7 protein-coding genes and 1 pseudogene are annotated in these 17307 nt (G+C 70.7%); 7 read left to right on the plus strand and 1 reads right to left on the minus strand.

Annotation, left to right across the window (positions count from 1 at the left end; genetic code table 11):
- Positions 1-6 precede the first annotated feature (6 nt).
- Positions 7-891: a cobalamin-binding protein gene (locus ACOYYX_RS35175; RefSeq protein ID WP_422927325.1), complete on the plus strand. Its 885-nt coding sequence runs from the start codon at positions 7-9 to the stop codon at positions 889-891.
- On the opposite strand, the gene ACOYYX_RS35180 is transcribed toward ACOYYX_RS35175, so the two are convergent.
- Positions 885-2081 carry a DUF1349 domain-containing protein gene (locus ACOYYX_RS35180; protein WP_422927326.1) on the minus strand — a complete coding sequence of 399 codons (1197 nt, stop codon included), beginning with the start codon at positions 2079-2081 and terminating at the stop codon, positions 885-887. The two genes, ACOYYX_RS35175 and ACOYYX_RS35180, sit on opposite strands and share 7 nt — an antisense overlap.
- Before the next feature lie 607 nt (positions 2082-2688).
- On the opposite strand from ACOYYX_RS35180, the pseudogene ACOYYX_RS35185 reads away from it, so the two are divergent.
- From ACOYYX_RS35185 to ACOYYX_RS35210, 6 genes and pseudogenes are all read left to right on the plus strand, one after another.
- A pseudogene (locus ACOYYX_RS35185) lies at positions 2689-3525 on the plus strand (serine/threonine-protein kinase); the annotation flags it as partial.
- Between the two features lie 160 nt (positions 3526-3685).
- Positions 3686-5287 (plus strand): hypothetical protein, encoded by a 1602-nt coding sequence (locus ACOYYX_RS35190; RefSeq protein ID WP_422927327.1) that lies wholly within the window; start codon positions 3686-3688, stop codon positions 5285-5287.
- 70 nt (positions 5288-5357) lie between these two features.
- Positions 5358-5828 carry a GNAT family N-acetyltransferase gene (locus ACOYYX_RS35195; protein WP_422927328.1) on the plus strand — a complete coding sequence of 157 codons (471 nt, stop codon included), beginning with the start codon at positions 5358-5360 and terminating at the stop codon, positions 5826-5828.
- A gap of 91 nt (positions 5829-5919) precedes the next feature.
- Positions 5920-7854: a hypothetical protein gene (locus tag ACOYYX_RS35200; protein ID WP_422927329.1), complete on the plus strand. Its 1935-nt coding sequence runs from the start codon at positions 5920-5922 to the stop codon at positions 7852-7854.
- Between the two features lie 302 nt (positions 7855-8156).
- Entirely contained in the window at positions 8157-9857 is a 1701-nt protein-coding gene (locus ACOYYX_RS35205) for a hypothetical protein (RefSeq protein ID WP_422927330.1), read from the plus strand.
- A 240-nt stretch (positions 9858-10097) separates the two neighbouring features.
- A complete protein-coding gene (locus ACOYYX_RS35210) occupies positions 10098-16550 on the plus strand; it encodes a tetratricopeptide repeat protein (protein WP_422927331.1) in 6453 nt (2150 codons plus the stop codon).
- Positions 16551-17307: the final 757 nt, after the last annotated feature.

The raw sequence follows: 17307 nt of genomic DNA on the forward strand, positions 1-17307 counted from the left end.
TTCCCCATGCGAATCGTCAGCCTGCTCCCCTCGCTCACCGAGCTGGTCGCCGACCTCGGCCGGGTGAACGACCTCGTCGGGGTCACGCACGAGTGCGACTTCCCGATCGGCGTCGAGAAGCTCCCGCACCTGACGCGGAGCCGGATCCCGGCGGCCGCGACCAGCGGCGCCATCGACGCCCTCGTCTCGGAGCAGGGGGGGAGCCTCTACGACCTCGATGCCGAACTCCTCGCCCAGCTCCGCCCCGACCTGATCCTGACGCAGGAGCAGTGCGACGTCTGCGCCGTGAACGAGGCGACCGTCCGGCGCGTGGCCGCCAAGCTGCCGGGCTCCCCCCACGTCGAGAGCGTCAACCCGCTCGACATCGCGGGGGTCCACGCCGTCTTCCGCCGCGTCGGAGAATTGCTCGACGCGAAGAAAGAGGCCGAGGCCCTCGTCGCCGCCTTCCACGCGACGGCCGCCGAGATCGCCAGGCGTCGGGAGGGGATCGCGCCCCGCTCGACGCTCCTGCTCGAGTGGTTCGACCCGCCTTTCTCCGCGGGGCACTGGAACCCGGAGATCGTGGCCCTCGCCGGGGGAACCGAGGTCATCGGCAAGACCGGCGAGCGGTCCCGGCGGATCACCTGGGAAGCGATCCTCGAGGCCGACCCCAGCCTGATCCTGCTCTCGCCTTGCGGGTTCAGCGTCGAGCGAGGGGAGTCCGAGATGGCCTCGCTCCGCGATCGCCCCGAGTGGGCCCGACTTCAAGCCGTGCAAGCCGGCGCGGTGACGCTCGTGGACGGCTCGGCCTATTTCTCGAGGCCGGGGCCTCGCCTGGAGGAGAGCCTCCGGATCGCCGCCGCGGCGATCGACCCGGGACGTTGCGGCGACCTCGCCCCGACCGGTTACTGATCGTCCTCCTTGACGACCTTCCCCTTGAGCGAGAACCCCTCGAACTTCACGGCCAGCGGCGACGAGTCGGAGTTGACCACCGCGAGCCCGACCTTCACCCGGGCCGGCCACGCGACGTCGATCGGCTGGAGGACCTGCCAGTTCCTGCCGTCGACGCTCACGCCCCCCTGGACGCGGCCCCCGCGCCGGATCAGCTTGAGCAGGATGTCGCCGGGGGGGATCTTGGCGTTATGCACGGCGCCTCGGTTCGCCTCCTCGCGCTCCTCGAAGTTGGCGACTGTCACGATGTTGCCGTTGCGGAGCATGCCGAATCGCTCGAGCCGGATGTAGTTCCCGGCGTCGCGCCAGATGAAGAGGCCGGCGCCGTTGCAGGGGATGCTCTTGGGGTTCGTCGAGGGCCCCTTGGGGCGGAAGTCGCCGACGACCCTCACCTGGATCTCGAAGTCCCCCTCCACGGTGCGCAGGACCCTCGGGGCGTTCAGCCGGTCGATGTCGGCGTTGAGGTCGTGGAGCGTGCCGGGGACCTCGATCGACAGGTCCTTGCCCTTCGGGGTGATCTTGCAGTCGCCGTCGGGGTCGACGGCCAGGCCCCAGCCGGCGAGGGGCTTGCCGGTGGCCTCGGGGCCGAGGACCTGGGTCTTCGAATCGGGCTCCCGGGTCGAGCCGAACCGCAACGAGCCGAGGAACCGGCCGGCGTCGTCGGGCAGCTCATGGTTCGGCACCGAGACCACCATCAGGGCGAAGATCGCCTTGCCCGAGGCATACTCGCGGACCCGGATCATGACGACCCCGCCCCCCTTGGTCGGCTCGGCCCTGATGGTGAAGTCGCGCCCGGGCTTCCCTTCGAAGGTCACTCGCTTCTCGGTGACGACCCGGCCGCGGTAGTCCCTGGCGAACTGGTCGCGCTCGGCGTCGAGGTGCGACTGCTCGGCCCCCCGGACGATCCCGGTGGGGATGTCGAAACGCTGGGCGAGGTACTCGGCCGACTCCGTCTTCGCCCCGATCTCGATCACGCGGGAGTGCCCCCCGGGGCTGCTCCGCATCCTCGTCGACTGCCGGTTCGGCCTCGTCGGCAGCTCGACCGAGAATTCCCCCTCCTGCGAGACGGCGGGGGTCCAGTGCCTCACGCCGACCTCCGAGGCCTGGTAGAAGAACGAGGCGCACCCGAGGATCAGCACCGAGATCGACATGAGCGTTCCACCCCAAGGCCTGGCCCGCGCAAGCCGGGCCGGTCGGCGACATCGTCGAAGGGGGGGAACGCATGAGGCTATCGGTTCTTCCGACACTTCTGCAAGGCGATTCCGCAACGCACCGGGTCGACCAGGAATCCGGGAATCGGGGCGAATCGGGATGCAAAGCGCCCGGCCCTTGCCCCATAATCGCGGGCAGACCCCGAGGGAACTCGACTCTTCCGGACCTTCCTCCATGCCCGCAGCCGACCGCGACCTGCTCTTCGGCCTGATCGCGCTCCAGAACGGGCTGATCGACCAGGAACAGCTCCTGGCCGCCTTCCGCGCCCGGACCCGCGAGGCCGGCTCCAACCTCGCCGATCAACTGCGAAGGCTCGGGCATCTCGACGACAGGAAGGGTGCGGCGGTCGAGGCGATGGTCGCGCTCCACCTCAAGGACACCGCCGAGGCCCAGGCCACAAACGACGACACGACCCGGCTCCTCCTCCCGGACGGGGACGACTCGGAGGTCACGGCGATCCTCGACCACCTCGGTCCCGAGGCGAGGGGCGGGGAGACCGAGGTCGAGGTCGAGGTTAAGGGCGACGCGGACGACCCCGACCGCACCATGGTCGTGACCGACGCCCCCGACGGCCGTCGCTATCGGATCTTGCGCCCGCACGCCCGGGGGGGCCTGGGGACGGTCTTCGTCGCGCTCGACTCCGAGCTGCATCGGGAAGTGGCGTTGAAGAGGATCGTCGACAAGCATGCCGACGACCGTTCGAGCCGGCAACGGTTCCTGCTCGAGGCCGAGGTCACGGGGAACCTCGAGCATCCGGGGATCGTCCCCGTCTACGGCCTCGGGACGAACGCCGACGGCCGCCCCTATTACGCCATGCGGCTCATCAAGGGGGACACGCTCTCGCACGCGATCGCCCGGTTCCACGACGACGAGTCGCTCGTGCAGGACGCCGGCCGACGCTCGCTGGAGCTGCGCAAGCTCTTGCGGCGGTTCCAGGACGTCTGCAACGCGATCGACTACGCCCACGGCCGAGGCGTCCTGCATCGCGACATCAAGCCGAGCAACATCGTGGTCGGCAAGCACGGCGAGACCCTCGTGGTCGACTGGGGCCTGGCCAAGGTCACGGGCCTGGCCGATCCCGAGGGGGGCGATCAGACCCTCATGCCGCCCCCCAGCGGCGGCGGGGCCGAGACGCTGCCCGGCTCGGCGATCGGGACCCCCGCGTTCATGAGCCCCGAGCAGGCCAGGGGGGACACCGACGCCGTCGGCCGCCGCTCCGACGTCTACAGCCTGGGGGCCACCCTCTACTGCATCCTCACCGGCAAGGCCCCGTTCGGCGACGACGAGGAGAACCTCATCACGCTGATCAAGCGGGTCAGGCGCGGGCACTTCCGGACGCCGAGCGAGCGGGTCCCTGGGCTCGACCCGGCCCTGGAGGCCATCTGCCTCAAGGCGATGGCCCTGGAGCCCGAGGCCCGCTACCCGACGGCCAGGGCCCTCGCCGACGAGCTGGAGCGGCTGGGCGGCCGACGAGCCGGTCTCCGCCTGGCGGGAGCCCTGGACGAACCGCCTCGGACGCTGGGCCAGGCGGAACCGGGCCTGGGTGCTGGCCGGGGCCACCTCGCTGCTGCTGGTCGCCGTCATCGCCATCGTCTCGGCCGTCGTCATCGACCGCGCCCGGCGGCACGAGCGGAAGGAGAAGCTCCTCGCCGGGCTGGCGCTCGAGGCCGAGAAGGTCGCGAAGGCCGAGGCCCGTCGCGAGCGTGCCCAGGCCGAGGCCAACTACCGCCTCGCCCGGGGCGTCGTCGACCAGCTCGTGACCCGCCTCGCCGAGAGCCGCCGCTTGCAGGACCCCGCCAACGCCACGCTCCGCTTGGAGTTGATCGGACTGGCCCGGCGGTTCTACCTCCAGTTCATCCGTCGGCGCGGGCCCGACGCCCTCGCGAAGCTCGACCTGGCCGCCTCGTACCAGAAGCTCGCGCAGGCCGCCGGGGTGCTCGGCGACCCGGCATTGGCGATCGACCAGTCGCACCACGCGATCCAGATCCTCTCCCACCTCGAGAGGTCCGGCACGCACGGCCGGCTCGCATCCCTCCGACTCGCCGAGGCCCTCGACAACCTCGGCAAGTTCCAGGTCCAGACCCGCCGCTTCGAGGAGGCCGAGCGCACCTTCCTCAAGGCTCTGAAGGTCGTGGACCGCCCCGAGGGCTGGCCCGACCCCGACCAGGCCGACGCGCGTCAACACCTCGAGTCATCCATCCGGGGGGACCTCGCCCTCGCCCAGATGGACCTCGGCCAGCTCGACCGCGCCAACCAGTCCCTCGACGCCCTCCTCGAATCCGACGAGGGCTACAGCAAATCCAGGCCCGGCGACCTGGAAGCCCGCGACGGCCTGGCCACGACCCTCGCGCGCCTGGGCCTCGCCCTGATGGCCCGGGGCCGCCTCGACCGCGCCGACCCCTTCATCCGGCGCGCCGCGGTCCTGACATCGTCGAGCCCCGAGACCGCCGAGAAGTCTCCCCCCTCCGCGATCACCGCCTCCAACTGCGCGAGCCTGCTCGGCGACATCGAGATGCTCCAGCGCCAGTTCGCCCCGGCTCGGGACGACTACGACTCCGCCGTCCGCCAGGCCGAGGCCGCCCTCGCCACCGGCTCCGAGGTCGCCACCGCCCGGTCCGCCCTATCCCGGGCCCTGGCGGGCCGTGCAGGAGCCCTCGCCGCCCTCGGCCGTTACTCCGAGTCTCTCGCCGACTGGGATCGCGCCCTCGAGCACGCCGACCCCCGCGAGGCCCCCATCATCCGACTCGGCCGCGCCGAGACCCTGGCCGAGCGGGGAGATTACCTATTGGCCGTCGCGACCCTCGAGTCTTTGTTAAAAGGCCTGCCCGAATCCACCGACATCCCCTTCTTCGCCGCCAGAGCCTATGCGGTCGCCTCGCACGCGGCGGCTCAGGACCAATCCCTCTCACCCTCGGAGCGTGAGGTCCTGGTCGAGCGTTACGCCCATGCCGCGCTCGAGCACCTATCGCTCGCCCTGCGACACCGCGCCGGCTCCGAGCCCCGCAACCTCATCGACCTCCGCCACGCCCGGGGCTGGGATCCCTTGCGCCACCGCCGCGACTTCCAGGACCTGATGCTCGACCTCGCCTTCCCGAAGAACGCCTTCGCGACCGACGTCCGATCCCGGCAAGCCCCGAACCCTTGACGCGCCCCAGGGCGAGATCCTAAGTTCCGAGGTTCGCCCCGAGCCCGAGAGATGCAGGGAGGCCCCAGTCATGCCACGTATCGAGCCGATCGCCGAGCCATCGGATGAGGAGCGGAAAGCGATCCTCGCGCCGCTGGATGCGTTCAGCAGGAAGGCGGGGCATGTCTGGAAGCCGGAGGGGATCGCGCTGGTACTACGGGACGACGACGGCACCATCGTGGGCGGAGTGCTCGGCGAGACGGATTGGGGGTGGCTCAGGATCGCGATCCTGGCCGTGGATGAGAGGCTCAGGGGGCAGGATTGGGGGACTCGGTTGATGGACGAGGCCGAGCGCATCGCCGTCGCGAGGGGATGCCACCATGCCTGGGTCGACACGTTCAGCTTCCAAGCCCGACCTTTCTATGAGAGGCTAGGCTACCGCGTCTTCGGCGAGCTGCCCGACTACCCGAAGGGGGAGACCCGCTACTTCCTGGCCAAGCCGCTGGTCGGGCCGGTCGAGGCGGGGCGGGTGCCTTCGCCGCCGGAGGGGGTCGGCCCCTGAACGGCAGAGAGCGGGGCGGCAGGAACGGGCAAGGCAGGCAGACGTCTGGATTCGACAGGACGATCCCCGAAAGCTCGAGGGCTCGCGTCTCATGGCTCAGCGCAACGAAAGCCGTTGGTTGGTGGTCGAGGAGCTGCTCGAGCGCGGCGACCCGGCGTTCGTCGACGAGATCCGGCGGATCGTCGACGCCGAGGCCCTGGGGGATTTCGCCGGGCGCTGGTATGCCGACACCCGCACGGCCTCGCGACGGCTCCTGCTCGCCTACCTCGACAGGCCCCTGAACGCCTTCCGGCACGAGGCGCTCATCAAGCGCCTGTTCAAGCTCGCGGAGGCCGCGGGGGACGACCAGGTCATGGGGCGGTTCGCGGTCGCCCTCGATCGCTCGGTCAGGCGGAAGCTCGTGAACGCCCGCAAGGTCGAGTGGCGGCAGGTGGACGGCGAAGAGGCCGCGAAGGCCCTGGAGAGGGTCTGGAAGGGGCTGCCGCACACGGAGGTCAGCTATTACGGGCGAGGCCGGAGATACAACGTCTGGCGGCACTGGACGCAGCAGGAGATTCGCACGCCCAGGGACACGGTCATGCCCCGGGGCAAGCAACAGGATTTCTACGACCAGCGGGGCATCAAGCAGTCCGTGGCCGACTGGATCGTCAGGCTCCAGCTCACCCAGGGACGGTACAAGGACCCCGACCAGATCCCCGACGCCGTCCGGGCCAAGCTCGAGCGCTATCGCCTCTTCTCCACCCCCACGCGCAACTACCTCCGCCGCCGCTGCTGGCGATACTTCCGGAAGCTGGGGAAGGAGCACCCCGGGCGCTACGTGCCGGCCGTCGAGGAGATGCTCAACCGCTACCAGGACCACGACGCGGCCGACAGTTTGGCCCTGCTCGACAACTGGTCGCTGATGCACATCCTCTTCCACGAAAGCCCCGCGATCGAGGCCCGCGTCACCGGCTGGCGGACCGCCGAGGGGCGATCGCTCTCGGAGCTGGAGCCGAGCCCGATCTACCCGAACCTCTGGGCCGAGGCCCCGAGGGCCCTCTTCGAGCTGCTCGGCCGGGCGAAGGCCCGCCCCGTCAGGCGCTGGGCGCTCGGGATGATCATGCGGAACCAAGGGGCCGTGCTCCGGGTCGTCTCGCTCGAGGACTGGCTCTCCCTCATCGTCCACGAGGACGACGAGATCGCCTCGCTCGCCGCCGACTCGCTCCGCGACAACCCCGGGCTCGCCGGCATCGACGCGACCTTCTGGCTCGAGCTGGCCGAGCGCGCGAACCCGAGCGCCCTGGAGCTCCTCGTCGAGCTGATGCGGGCGCACGTGAGGCCCGAGGCCCTGAGCTTCGAGCAGGTCGTGGCCCTGGCCATGAGCCGCCCCTTGCCGCTGGCCAGGCTCGGGTTCGACTGGCTCCGCGCCCACAAGGTGAGGACCGAGGCGGAGGGCCTCTCCCTGCTCGCGCTGGTCGAGACCGAGGCCGAGTCGCTCCGCGCGGGGATCGTCGCCTGGGTCCGCACCGCCTTGACGGAGTCGCTCGGCTTCCGGCTCCCCTGGCTGCTCGAGTACTTCGACAGCCGGCACCGCGACGTCCGCGACGAGGCCTGGAACTGGTTCCGCGATGTGCTCGAGGCGCGCAACGACGTCGAGCTCTGGCGGCGGCTGCTCGAATCGCCTTATGACGACGTGCAGCTCGGCCTGATCGCCGAGCTGGAGGCGCACGTCGACGGCCGCGACATCGAGGGGCTGGAGCCCCTGGCGCTCGAGCCCGAGTCGATCCGCCTGCTCTGGGCGAGCGTGCTCCTGAACATCCATCGGGGGAACCGGGCCAAGCCGGTCGTCATCCGGCAACTGCTCCGGAGGCTCGCGAAGCGTCCCGACGAGCTGCCGCAACTCCTGCCCCTCCTGGCGATCGCCCTGCGGTCGACGCGGGGACCCGAGTGGCGGGCGGGACTTGCGGCGATCGTGCAGGCGGCCGGGCGCGACTCCGAGTCGGAGACTTTGGTCCGGCGGGCCTTCCCGGAGTTGCATTGGGCCTGACCGTTTGCGAAGATGCCCATCCCGACCCTGGCGGCGGCCAGGCCGGACTCGAGACCGTTTTGCTGCGGCGTTCCGCCGCGGTGGAGTCTGCCTCGGAGATTGCTTCCCCAAGGCCGTTGTTCTTTGGCTCGGGCCCGATACCGTAGGCGCCTACTGAGCCGACGAATGTCTCGGCGCCACGGTATCGGGCCCGAGCCTCGTGAACGACCTTGGTCGTCGCCTCGAAGTCGAGACGGCCTGGCCGCCCCCCGGGTCGGGAAAGACCCATCAAGCAGGATCCGACTCGATCCCGAGGACGGCGCATGGACCTGACCCTCGCGTACCACGGCCGGAGCGCCGTGCAGCCGGTCGCCGGCGGCCTGGCCGTCTCGCTCGCCCCCAACCTCAGGCGAGACCGGGTCGGCTTCGACGGGCTCCTCCGCAATCCCCTCCGCTTCCGCGAGGCCGTCGCCGCGCTCCACGACGTCGTCATCAGCGACCTCCGCCCCGCCGAGCAGGACAAGTCCGCATACGAAGCCTACACGGCCGAGCGCAGCAGGCGCGAGCAGGAGCTCCGCAGCAACGTCACCCAACGGGTCCGCACCGAGCTGCGCGAGGAATTGGAGGACTTCTCGGGGGTCGACATAAAGGCGGTCGAGACCCGCTTCCGCAAGATGCGGTCGGTCTACTGGGGGGCCCGCCGGGAATACTCGAACTACCTGCTCAGGCACGACCCGGAGCTCTGGCGCCTGCTCATGCCGTGCGACCCGGTCATCACGGTCGCGCCCGACTGCCTCTTCTTCGAATGCTTCAGCGCCGACGAGAGCAGCTACGGCTGCCTGACCGTCGACCGCGACGCCTTCACCGGCGAGCGCGACGTGGCCCTCGGCACGACGAACGTCGACTACTCGTGGGCCCTCTACGAGCACTTCCAGAAGCTCCGGAGCTATCGCGAGACCCGGTTCCTCGTCGACCCGACCGGCTTCGAGATCCGGACCGATATCGACCCCGCCCATCGCGAGGAGAAGATCGCCCTGCCGCCGAGCTGGCTCCGGGGCTTCATGCAGCTCCAGGCGGCCATGAGCCTCCCCACGCGCCGGGTCAGGATCAGCCGAGAGGGGCTCTACGGGGTCCTCGGGTTCCTCAAGAGGCACAAGGCGGCGAAGAGCCCCCGGGCCGTCCGGTTCGAGCTGGAGCCGGGGCAGCCGGTCGCGATCGTCCTCGAGCCCTGGGAACGACGGATCGTCCTGCACAGCACGCCCTATGACGGCCCCCGCTCGGAGACGATCCGGATCTGGGGCCGCAACCGCCTACTCGTCCTCGCGAGGCTCCTGCCGCTCCTGGAGGAGGCCGAGGTCTACCTCCTCGGCACCGGCCTGCCGAGCTTCTGGTCGATCAAGATGGGGGAGATGCGGCTGTTGCTCGGCCTCTCCGGCTGGACGGCCAACGACTGGACGAGCGGCGCCGCCCTCGACCAGATCGCCCCGCCGGCGCAGCCGAGCGACGACCTGTTGAAGGACGTGGCCCTGGCCTTCCGCGCCGAGCCGACCCTGACCTTCGAGCAGGTCCGCCAGCGCACGGGCGCGGCCCCGGCCTTCGTGGCGGCGGCGTTGAACCGACTCGCGCTGCTCGGGCAGGTGATCCACGACCTCCACGGCGGGGTCTACCGCTGGCGTCAGATCCTCCCCGTCGCCCTCTCGCTCGACCAGATCGGCCCCGAGCCGCCGGAGACCGTCGCCGCCCGCCAGCTCGTCGAGCAGAAGCGCGTGACGATCCACTCCGACGACTCGCGCCCCGACGGCCTCCGGATCCTCTCGGGCAAGGCCTCCGAGCGCCCCGTGAGCCTCCTCCTCGACGCCGACGGCCGCATGCTCCGCGGCAAATGCACCTGCTCGCACCACTACAAGGGGGGCCTCCGCAAGGGGCCTTGCCGGCACCTGCAAGCCCTCCGCACCTTCGCCGACGCCAGGCCCGCGCCGGCGTCGATCGAGTCGTGGTTCGCCTCCTTCCGCCTCTCTCGCTGATGCCGGATCGATCCACGCGGGATGACGCCTTCATCCTGAGAACATTTATACCTCTCTCTTCGTCAACGCGTGATCGTCGCCTCTCCTCCGGCGCCCGACCCTGGCGTGGAGATTGCGACATACGTGCAAAATTGACGCGAAATTGACAGGCGCCCGCCGCCTGGCTATCCTGCACAACGACATTTGACGAATGTCAGAGCATCGTGTCGTAATTGGCCGGCCGGAGTACGGGGGCGACTGATGATGGATGCGAGGCGGCTCGGGGCGTCGTGGTGGTTCGGCCTGGTCATCCTGCTCGGCATGGCGGCCGGGCAAGTCGCGGGGCAGGCGGGGGGCGGCGCCGAGGAGGACGACCCCCGGCAGCGCCAGGTGATGGAGCGGTTCCTGGCCCTGATCGAGAAGACGCCGAGGCGGGGCACGGCGCTCGACCGGGTCTACAGCTACCACGTCGAGCGCGGGACGATCGACGCCTTCCTCGACGCCTATCGCGCCAGGGTCGCCAAATCCCCCGACGACGGCAACACCTGGTTCCTGCTCGGCCTGTTCGAGGCCCAGCGGGGGCGAGACGCGGCGGCGGTCGCGGCCCTGCGCGAGGCGGAGAGGCTCCTGCCGCAGAACCCCTTGCCGTCGTACTACCTCGGCCAGGCCCTCGTCATGGTCGGCCAGCCCGACGCGGCGGCCGAGGCCTTCGAGCGCGCCATCGCCCGCAAGCCGATCCGCGCCGACCTCCTTGAGATCTTCCAGGCGCTGGGGAAGGTCCACCAGCGGGCCCGGCGGTTCGAGCAGGCGCTGGCCGTCTGGAACCGCCTGGAGAAGCTCCTGCCGGACGACCTGCGGGTCCAGGAGCAGATCGCCCAGGCCCTCATCGACGAGGGACAATACGCCGAGGCCCTCCCCAGGCTCGAGGGGCTCGCGAAGAAGGTCAAGGACCCGCATCGGCAGGTCCAGCTCGCCATGGACGCGGCCGACCTCAAGGTCAGGCTCGGCAAGACGGCCGAGGCCCTCAAGGAATTCGAAGGGCTGCTCGGCCGCCTCAACCCCGACGCCTGGCTCTATCGCGAGGCCAGGCGGAGGCTCGAGGACATCTACCTCCGCAACGACGACATGGCCGGGCTCTCGACCTACTACGAGCGCTGGATCAAGAAGACCCCCGACGACCTCGACGCCATCGCGCGCCTGGGCCGCCTCCTCGCGCTCCAGGGGCGCTCGGCCGAGGCCCGCGAGTGGCTCGAGAAGGCGGTGAAGCTCGCCCCGACCCGTCGGGAACTGCGGATCGCCCTGATCGACCAGCTCGCGAAGCAAGGGCTGATCGCCGAGGCCTCGTCGCAGTACGAGGCCCTGGCCGAGCGCGAGCCGGGCAACCCCGACACGCTCCGAGACTGGGGGCGGCTCCTGCTCAAGGACTCGAGCCGCCCCGAGCCCGATCGCAAAGCAGCCGCCGCGAAGGTCTGGCGCAGGATGGCCGACGCCAGGAAGGACGACGCCGTGACCGTCGCCCAGGTCGCCGAATTGTTCCGCCAGGCGGACATGGTCGACCAGGCGCTCGAGCTCTACCGCAAGGCGATCGCCCTCGCCCCCGAGTCGCCGCAGTACCGCGAGTACCTCGGCGAATATTATCAGGCGTTGAAGCGGACGGACGAGGCGATCGCCGCGTGGTCCGAGGTCGCCTCGGGGCCCAGGCGTAATGCCAAGTCGCTGGCGAGGCTCTCGGAGATCCTCGCGGGTTTCGGGCACCTCAAGCCGGCCATCGAGGCGGCGAAGGGGGCGATCGCGCTCGACCCGAAGGAGCTGCCCCTCCGGATCAAGGCGGCGAGCTTCCTCGGGCGTGACGGCCGGCTCAAGGAGGCGATCGCGGAGCTCGACGCCGCCGCGCGCCTCGCCGAGACCGAGGACGAGAAGGAAGAGGTCCTCCGGCTCCAGATCGAGAATTACCAGGCCTCGGGGACGCTCGCGGCCGAGATCGCGTCGCTGAGCCAGGCGCTCGAGTCGGGCCGGGAGACGGGGGCCGCGCGGTGGCTCCGGCTGGCCAGGCTCTGGGAGGCCGATCGTCGGCTCCCTGAGGCGGCGGCCGCGGTGAAGAAGGCGCTCGCCCTCGAGCCGAGGTCGGTCCCGGCCTGGGCGACCTCGGCGAGGCTCCACGAGTCGGCCGGAGACCTCCTCTCGGCGGCCGACGGCTACCGGAGGCTCGTCCAGCTCGACCGCAGGGCCCGCGGCGAGTACCTCACGAACATCGCCAAGCTCGAGGCCAGGCTCGGCCGACGCGCCGAGGCCCTTCAGGCCGGGCGCGACCTGCTCGCCTCGGCCCCCGGCAACGCGGACAACTACCAGGTCTTCGCCGACCTCTGCTTCCAGCTCGGGGCGAACGACGAGGGGCTCGACACCCTGCGGCGGTCGGTCAGGCTCAACCCGTCGGACTCGAAGGTCCTGCTGAACCTGGCCGAGGCGCTGGCCCGGCAGTTCCGGATCGACGAGGCCATCGAGATCTACTGGCGGGCGCTCGCCAAGCTCGACGAGATCGAGGCCAAGCTGAACGCGGTCGCGCGGCTGGCCGACCTCTACCTCCAGCGCAACCAGTTCGACCGCCTGATCGCGCGCCTCGGGCGGGAGCTGGGCAACCCCGACCAGCAGCGCGAGCTCGCCTTCTGCCTGGCGCAAGCGTACTCGTCGGCCGGCGACTACGGCCCGGCCCGGCAGGAATTGGAGCGGGTCCTGGCCACGACCCCGAGGGACACGCAACTGCTCAAGCAGCTCTCGAACCTGGCCGAGACCGAGGGCTCGCTGGCCGACGCATCCAAGTATCAGAAGCAGCTCAACGACCTCGCCCCGAGCGAGGAGGGGACATCCAGGCTCGCCCAGCTCTACGTGAAGTCGGGCGACATGACCGAGGCCGAGGCCCTCTGGGAGAAGATCTCGGCCGAGGACGAGGACTCGCACAGGGTCCTCCAGGCGATCGACAGCCTCGTGGGCAACGGCAAGGACGAGGCCGCCCTGACCATCACCGGGCGCCTGCTCCGCGCCAGGCCGGATGACTGGGAGGCCCTCTATCGCGAGGGGGTCGCCCTCGTCGACCTCGACCGACGCGACGAGGCCGAGCGCCGGTTCCAGGCCCTGCTCGCCCTGGGTACCTCCGACGACGCCCTGAGCGCCATCGTCAAGGCGAGGCGCAAGAATTTCCAACCCCAGGCCGCGAGCAGCGCCTGGGCCCAGGCCTACCAGGCCCGCAAGTACCCGCAGCTCTACCGGGGCTATGCGACCTACTCGATCCGCCAGGCGACCGGCCTCGACTCGCGCAATTATTACAGCAATGCCTCGGTCTGGAGCCCTGCCGACTTCGGCGAGGCCCGCATGGCGACGATGGCCTGGCGCTATCGCCTGGCCGAGAAGTCCGGCCGCGCCGAGGCCTTCGTCAAGGACACGCGCGAGGCCGCCAGGAACGCGGGGCGCGACGCCCGCCCGCGCTGGGACTGGCTCTACCTCCAGATGGTCCGCGACCAGGGGAAGTGGATCTACGAGGCGGCCAGGGAGCTCGCCCGCAACGCCCCCGACGACGTCGACGCCCAGTGGGCCATGCTGCACTGGCTGGCCGAGCGCACCACCAAGCCCGGAGGCGGGACCTATCGCCCCACGGGCGTGGGGGTCGTCGAGACCACCCCGCCGCTCCCCGCCGAGGAGGTCGACCTGATCCTCAAGGGGTATCGGACCCTCCGGCTCCGGAAGCCCGAGATCGTCTACAGCGAGATCCTCGCGAGCATCGACACCGAGCTCAAACGGGCCCTGCGCGACAAGGACCGCGAGCAGCTCTATCGCGACGCCCTCGCGGCGGTCGTCGACCCCGGCTCGCTCGGCAGCGCCCTGCAGCTCGCGGCCGAGCGCGGGGACGTCGACCGGGCGCTCGACCTCTTCGACAGGTTCGACCAGGCCAACCCCGCGCAGGCGACCATCGCCTACGCCTTCCTCTACGGCTCGGGCGACCCCCTCGGCCGCCTGATGAACGCCAGGGCCCAGGAGAAGGCCCACGGCGACGTCACCCGGATCCTCGACCACTACGCCCGCGTGATGCAACAGCGCACGCCCCAGGCTCGGCGGTCGAGGAACCTCTCGCCCGTGAACTCACGCTCGTATTATTACATCTGGGTCGGCAAGAACCAGAACTTCACCAACATCGACTTCCCGAAGCCGAACGACCACGTCGACCACGACGGCATCCAGCTCCTCCGCAACGCCTTCGAGCTCTGCCGGCGCGACGGCAAGTTCCCCGACCTCCTCGAGCACCTCGGGCGGGTCGCGGAGAAGGGGACGGAGATCGAGCGGATCGACGCCCGCCTGATGCTCGGCTACCTCCGCTGGTGGAACGAGGAGCGCGACCTCGCCGTGAAGGAGCTGGCCGAGGCCGTCAAGATCCGCCCGTCCGACCCCGAGCTCAAGCTGAGCCTGGCCGAGATCCGCGAGAAGAACGACGAGCCGGCCGAGGCCCTCAAGCTCGTCGACTCGGCCGAGCCGCTCGACCAGCGGATGATGCAGCGCCGCGAGCTGCTCGCGCTCCGCCTCTCGGTCCTCGCGGGGGACATCGAGCGGGCCCGCAAGGCGGCCGAGCGCCTCTTCGGCCTCCGGCTCGACGTGAGCATCCAGTCTCAGCTCGCCGACCAGATGGACCAGCTCGGCATGCACGAGCTGGCCGAGGCGATCCTCGGCCGCGCCCGCCGCCGCGCCGGCAACGGCACCGCCGCGCTCGTGAGCCTGATGCAGCAGTACCAGCGGCAGAACCGGACCGACCTCGCCGTGCAGGTCGCCCTGCAGCTCCTCCGCAGGGGCGGCTCGAGCGGGTTCAACCCGTATGCGAGCTTCTATGCGACCGAGGAGGAGACGGCCCGCAAGGAGGCCATCGGCACCCTGGCCCGCGCGGGGCGGCTCAAGGCGATGATCGAGCGGCTCGAGGCCCAGGTGAAGACCTCCCCCGGCTCGCTCCCCTTGCTCCAGAACCTCGCCGAGTACTACCGGGTCGACGGCAAGTCGGCGCAGGCGCGTGAGGTCTACAAGCAGATCCTGGCGATCCGCCCGGACGACGCCAAGATCCGGTTCCAGATCGCCTCTCAGCTCCTCGACGACGGAGAGATCGAGGCCACGCTCGACCACTTCCGCGTGGTCCTGAAGAAGGAGCCGTCCCTCTTCCGCTACCGCTCCGACGACATCTTCAAGGCCTTCCGCCAGGCGCAGAGGCTCGACGAGCTGGTCTCGCTCCTGGAGCAGGTGGACTTCAAGACCTTCGGCCACCCCGCGTTCATCACCCCGATGATCGCCGAGCTGTTCAAGGAGAAGGAGCCGAGGCTGCACGACGCCGCGCTCCGACTGGTGCGCAAGGCCATGGACGCCTTCCCCAACGAGCGGATGTACGTGCTCGGCCAGGTGAAGGACGAGGCGATCTGGGGCCTCCCCGAGATGCTCGACTACGCCAGGACCGCCGTCCTGCCGCCGGCCGACGACTCTCTCGACGCGATCTGGCACGGGCTCGACGAGGTGATCGAGTACGCCGACGACGGCCGGCTCATCGGCGTCGCCACGAGGCTGCTGGAGGTCGCCGCCAGTCGCAACGCCCTCCGCCCGCTCCTCGGCGACATCGAGGCGGCCTCGAAGCCGCCAGCCGGCCTGGAAGGCGGGGCAGGCCCTCGCCGGGGCGATCCTCGTCCGCCTGGGCGAGCCCGACCGAGCCCTCTCGCTCCTGAGCCCGATCATCGACGACCCCAAGGCGCCGATGGAGCCGTACATCGCGCGGATCCTCGCCCAGGAGCTGGAGGACCACGACGCCTCGCTCCCGATGGCCATCTCCATGCTCGAGCGGGCGATCCGCGAGAGCGACGAGGAGACCTCGCAATACTTCGAGATCCACGCCGCGCGCCGCCTGATCCCGCTCTACGAGCGCAACGGCCGGCTCGCCGAGGCCAGGGCCTTGCTCCTCAGGCTCGCGAATCGGAAGGTCACGCGCTACACCGCGGCCATCACCAACACCCGCATCGCCTTCTCGAACGCGATCCTCGCAGGCCAGATGCTCCTCGACGCGTCGCTCCCGACCGAGGCCGCCTGGACCTATCAACGCATGCTCGACGACCGCGAGGGGCTCGAGGCGCTCCAGGCCTTCTACCTCAGCGGCTCCACGGTCGCCGCCCCCGAAGACACCCTCGTCCGCGCGTTCCGGGAGCGCCGCGATGCCGCCCTCGCCAGGGCCGATCGGCGCACCTTGCGTCGCTACCTGGCGGCGACCCTCTCGCCCCCCGGCCCGAAGGAGGCCGCGAAGGCCCTCCTGAAGCACTCCGAGGCGGACGCCGGGCCCCCGTCCACCTTCGACCTGATGCTGAACGTCCAGCCGAAAGTGCTCGAACAGGCCAGGCTCTCGAGCCCGCTCGAGGCCCAGTTCGCCAGGGCCGATCCCCCTCTGCGGACGTCCATCCTCAAGGACCTGGCGAAGCCCAGGGCCGAGGCCCCCGACGACCTCTCGCACCTGATCGTCGCCGCGCTCGTCGGCCTCGACGACGGCGACGCCGAGGCGGTCAAGCCGACGCTCGATGCCCTGTCCGCCTGGCTCGACCGCCACCCCCTGGAGCCGATCCCCGCCGGCGAGCACGCGAACACCAAACAGCGGGCCGACGCCTTGCCGCAGGTCGCGCTCTGGCTCGTGGCCCGTCGGCTCGAAGGGCATGAGGACGCGAGGGCCCTGGCCGAGCGCCTTGCCGCCGGCGCCATCGAGGCCGCCGACCGCCAGGTCGAGCCCCTCTGGTCGCTGGCGATCGTCCGCGAGCAGGGGCAGCTCGCCCTCGACCGGGGCGACCGCGTCCTCGCCGAGGCCCGCTGGAACGACCTCCTCGCCCGGATCAACCGCCAGGTCGCCGCGAGGGAGGCGGTGAAGGGGGTCCCGGTCACGACCCCCGAGCGCTTCCGCCAGGCGAGCGCCCTCGCCTCACTCGCCACGCGGCGGGGCTTCGCCGGGCTCGGGCTCAAGGCGCTGACCGATCCCCTCAAGGGGGGTCCCCCCGTGCAGCCGCTCGCCGCCCCGAAGGAAGGGGCGGGGGCAGGTTCGACCCCCGCGAAGCCGGCCGAGGAGTCGCGGATCGTCGTCGCCCGCGAGGTCGAGCAGGCCTTCGCCAGCCTCGACCCGCTCTGGGAAGCGTCGGCCGACCCCAAGCGCGTCTATGAGTCGATCCGGGAGGTCGTGCTCAACGAGGCCAGGCCCGGCGAGATCTTCCTCTATGAGCGCCCGTTCGCCCGGGGCGAGGTGGGGCGGCCGAGGAGCGTCGGGGCCCTCCTGGTGAAGTGGGCCGCGAGGGCCGGGCGGCTCGACGACCTCAAGGCGCGGGTCGTCGCCCGCCGCAAGGAGCCCCGCGCCGAGGTCCCCACGCTCGTGCTCCTCGCGAGGATCGGCCTCGAGACCGGCGACCCTGCGCTCGCCAACGAGTCCCTC

Origin of the sequence: Singulisphaera chitinilytica (assembly GCF_049331405.1) — a bacterium.
Lineage (GTDB): Bacteria > Planctomycetota > Planctomycetia > Isosphaerales > Isosphaeraceae > PoT.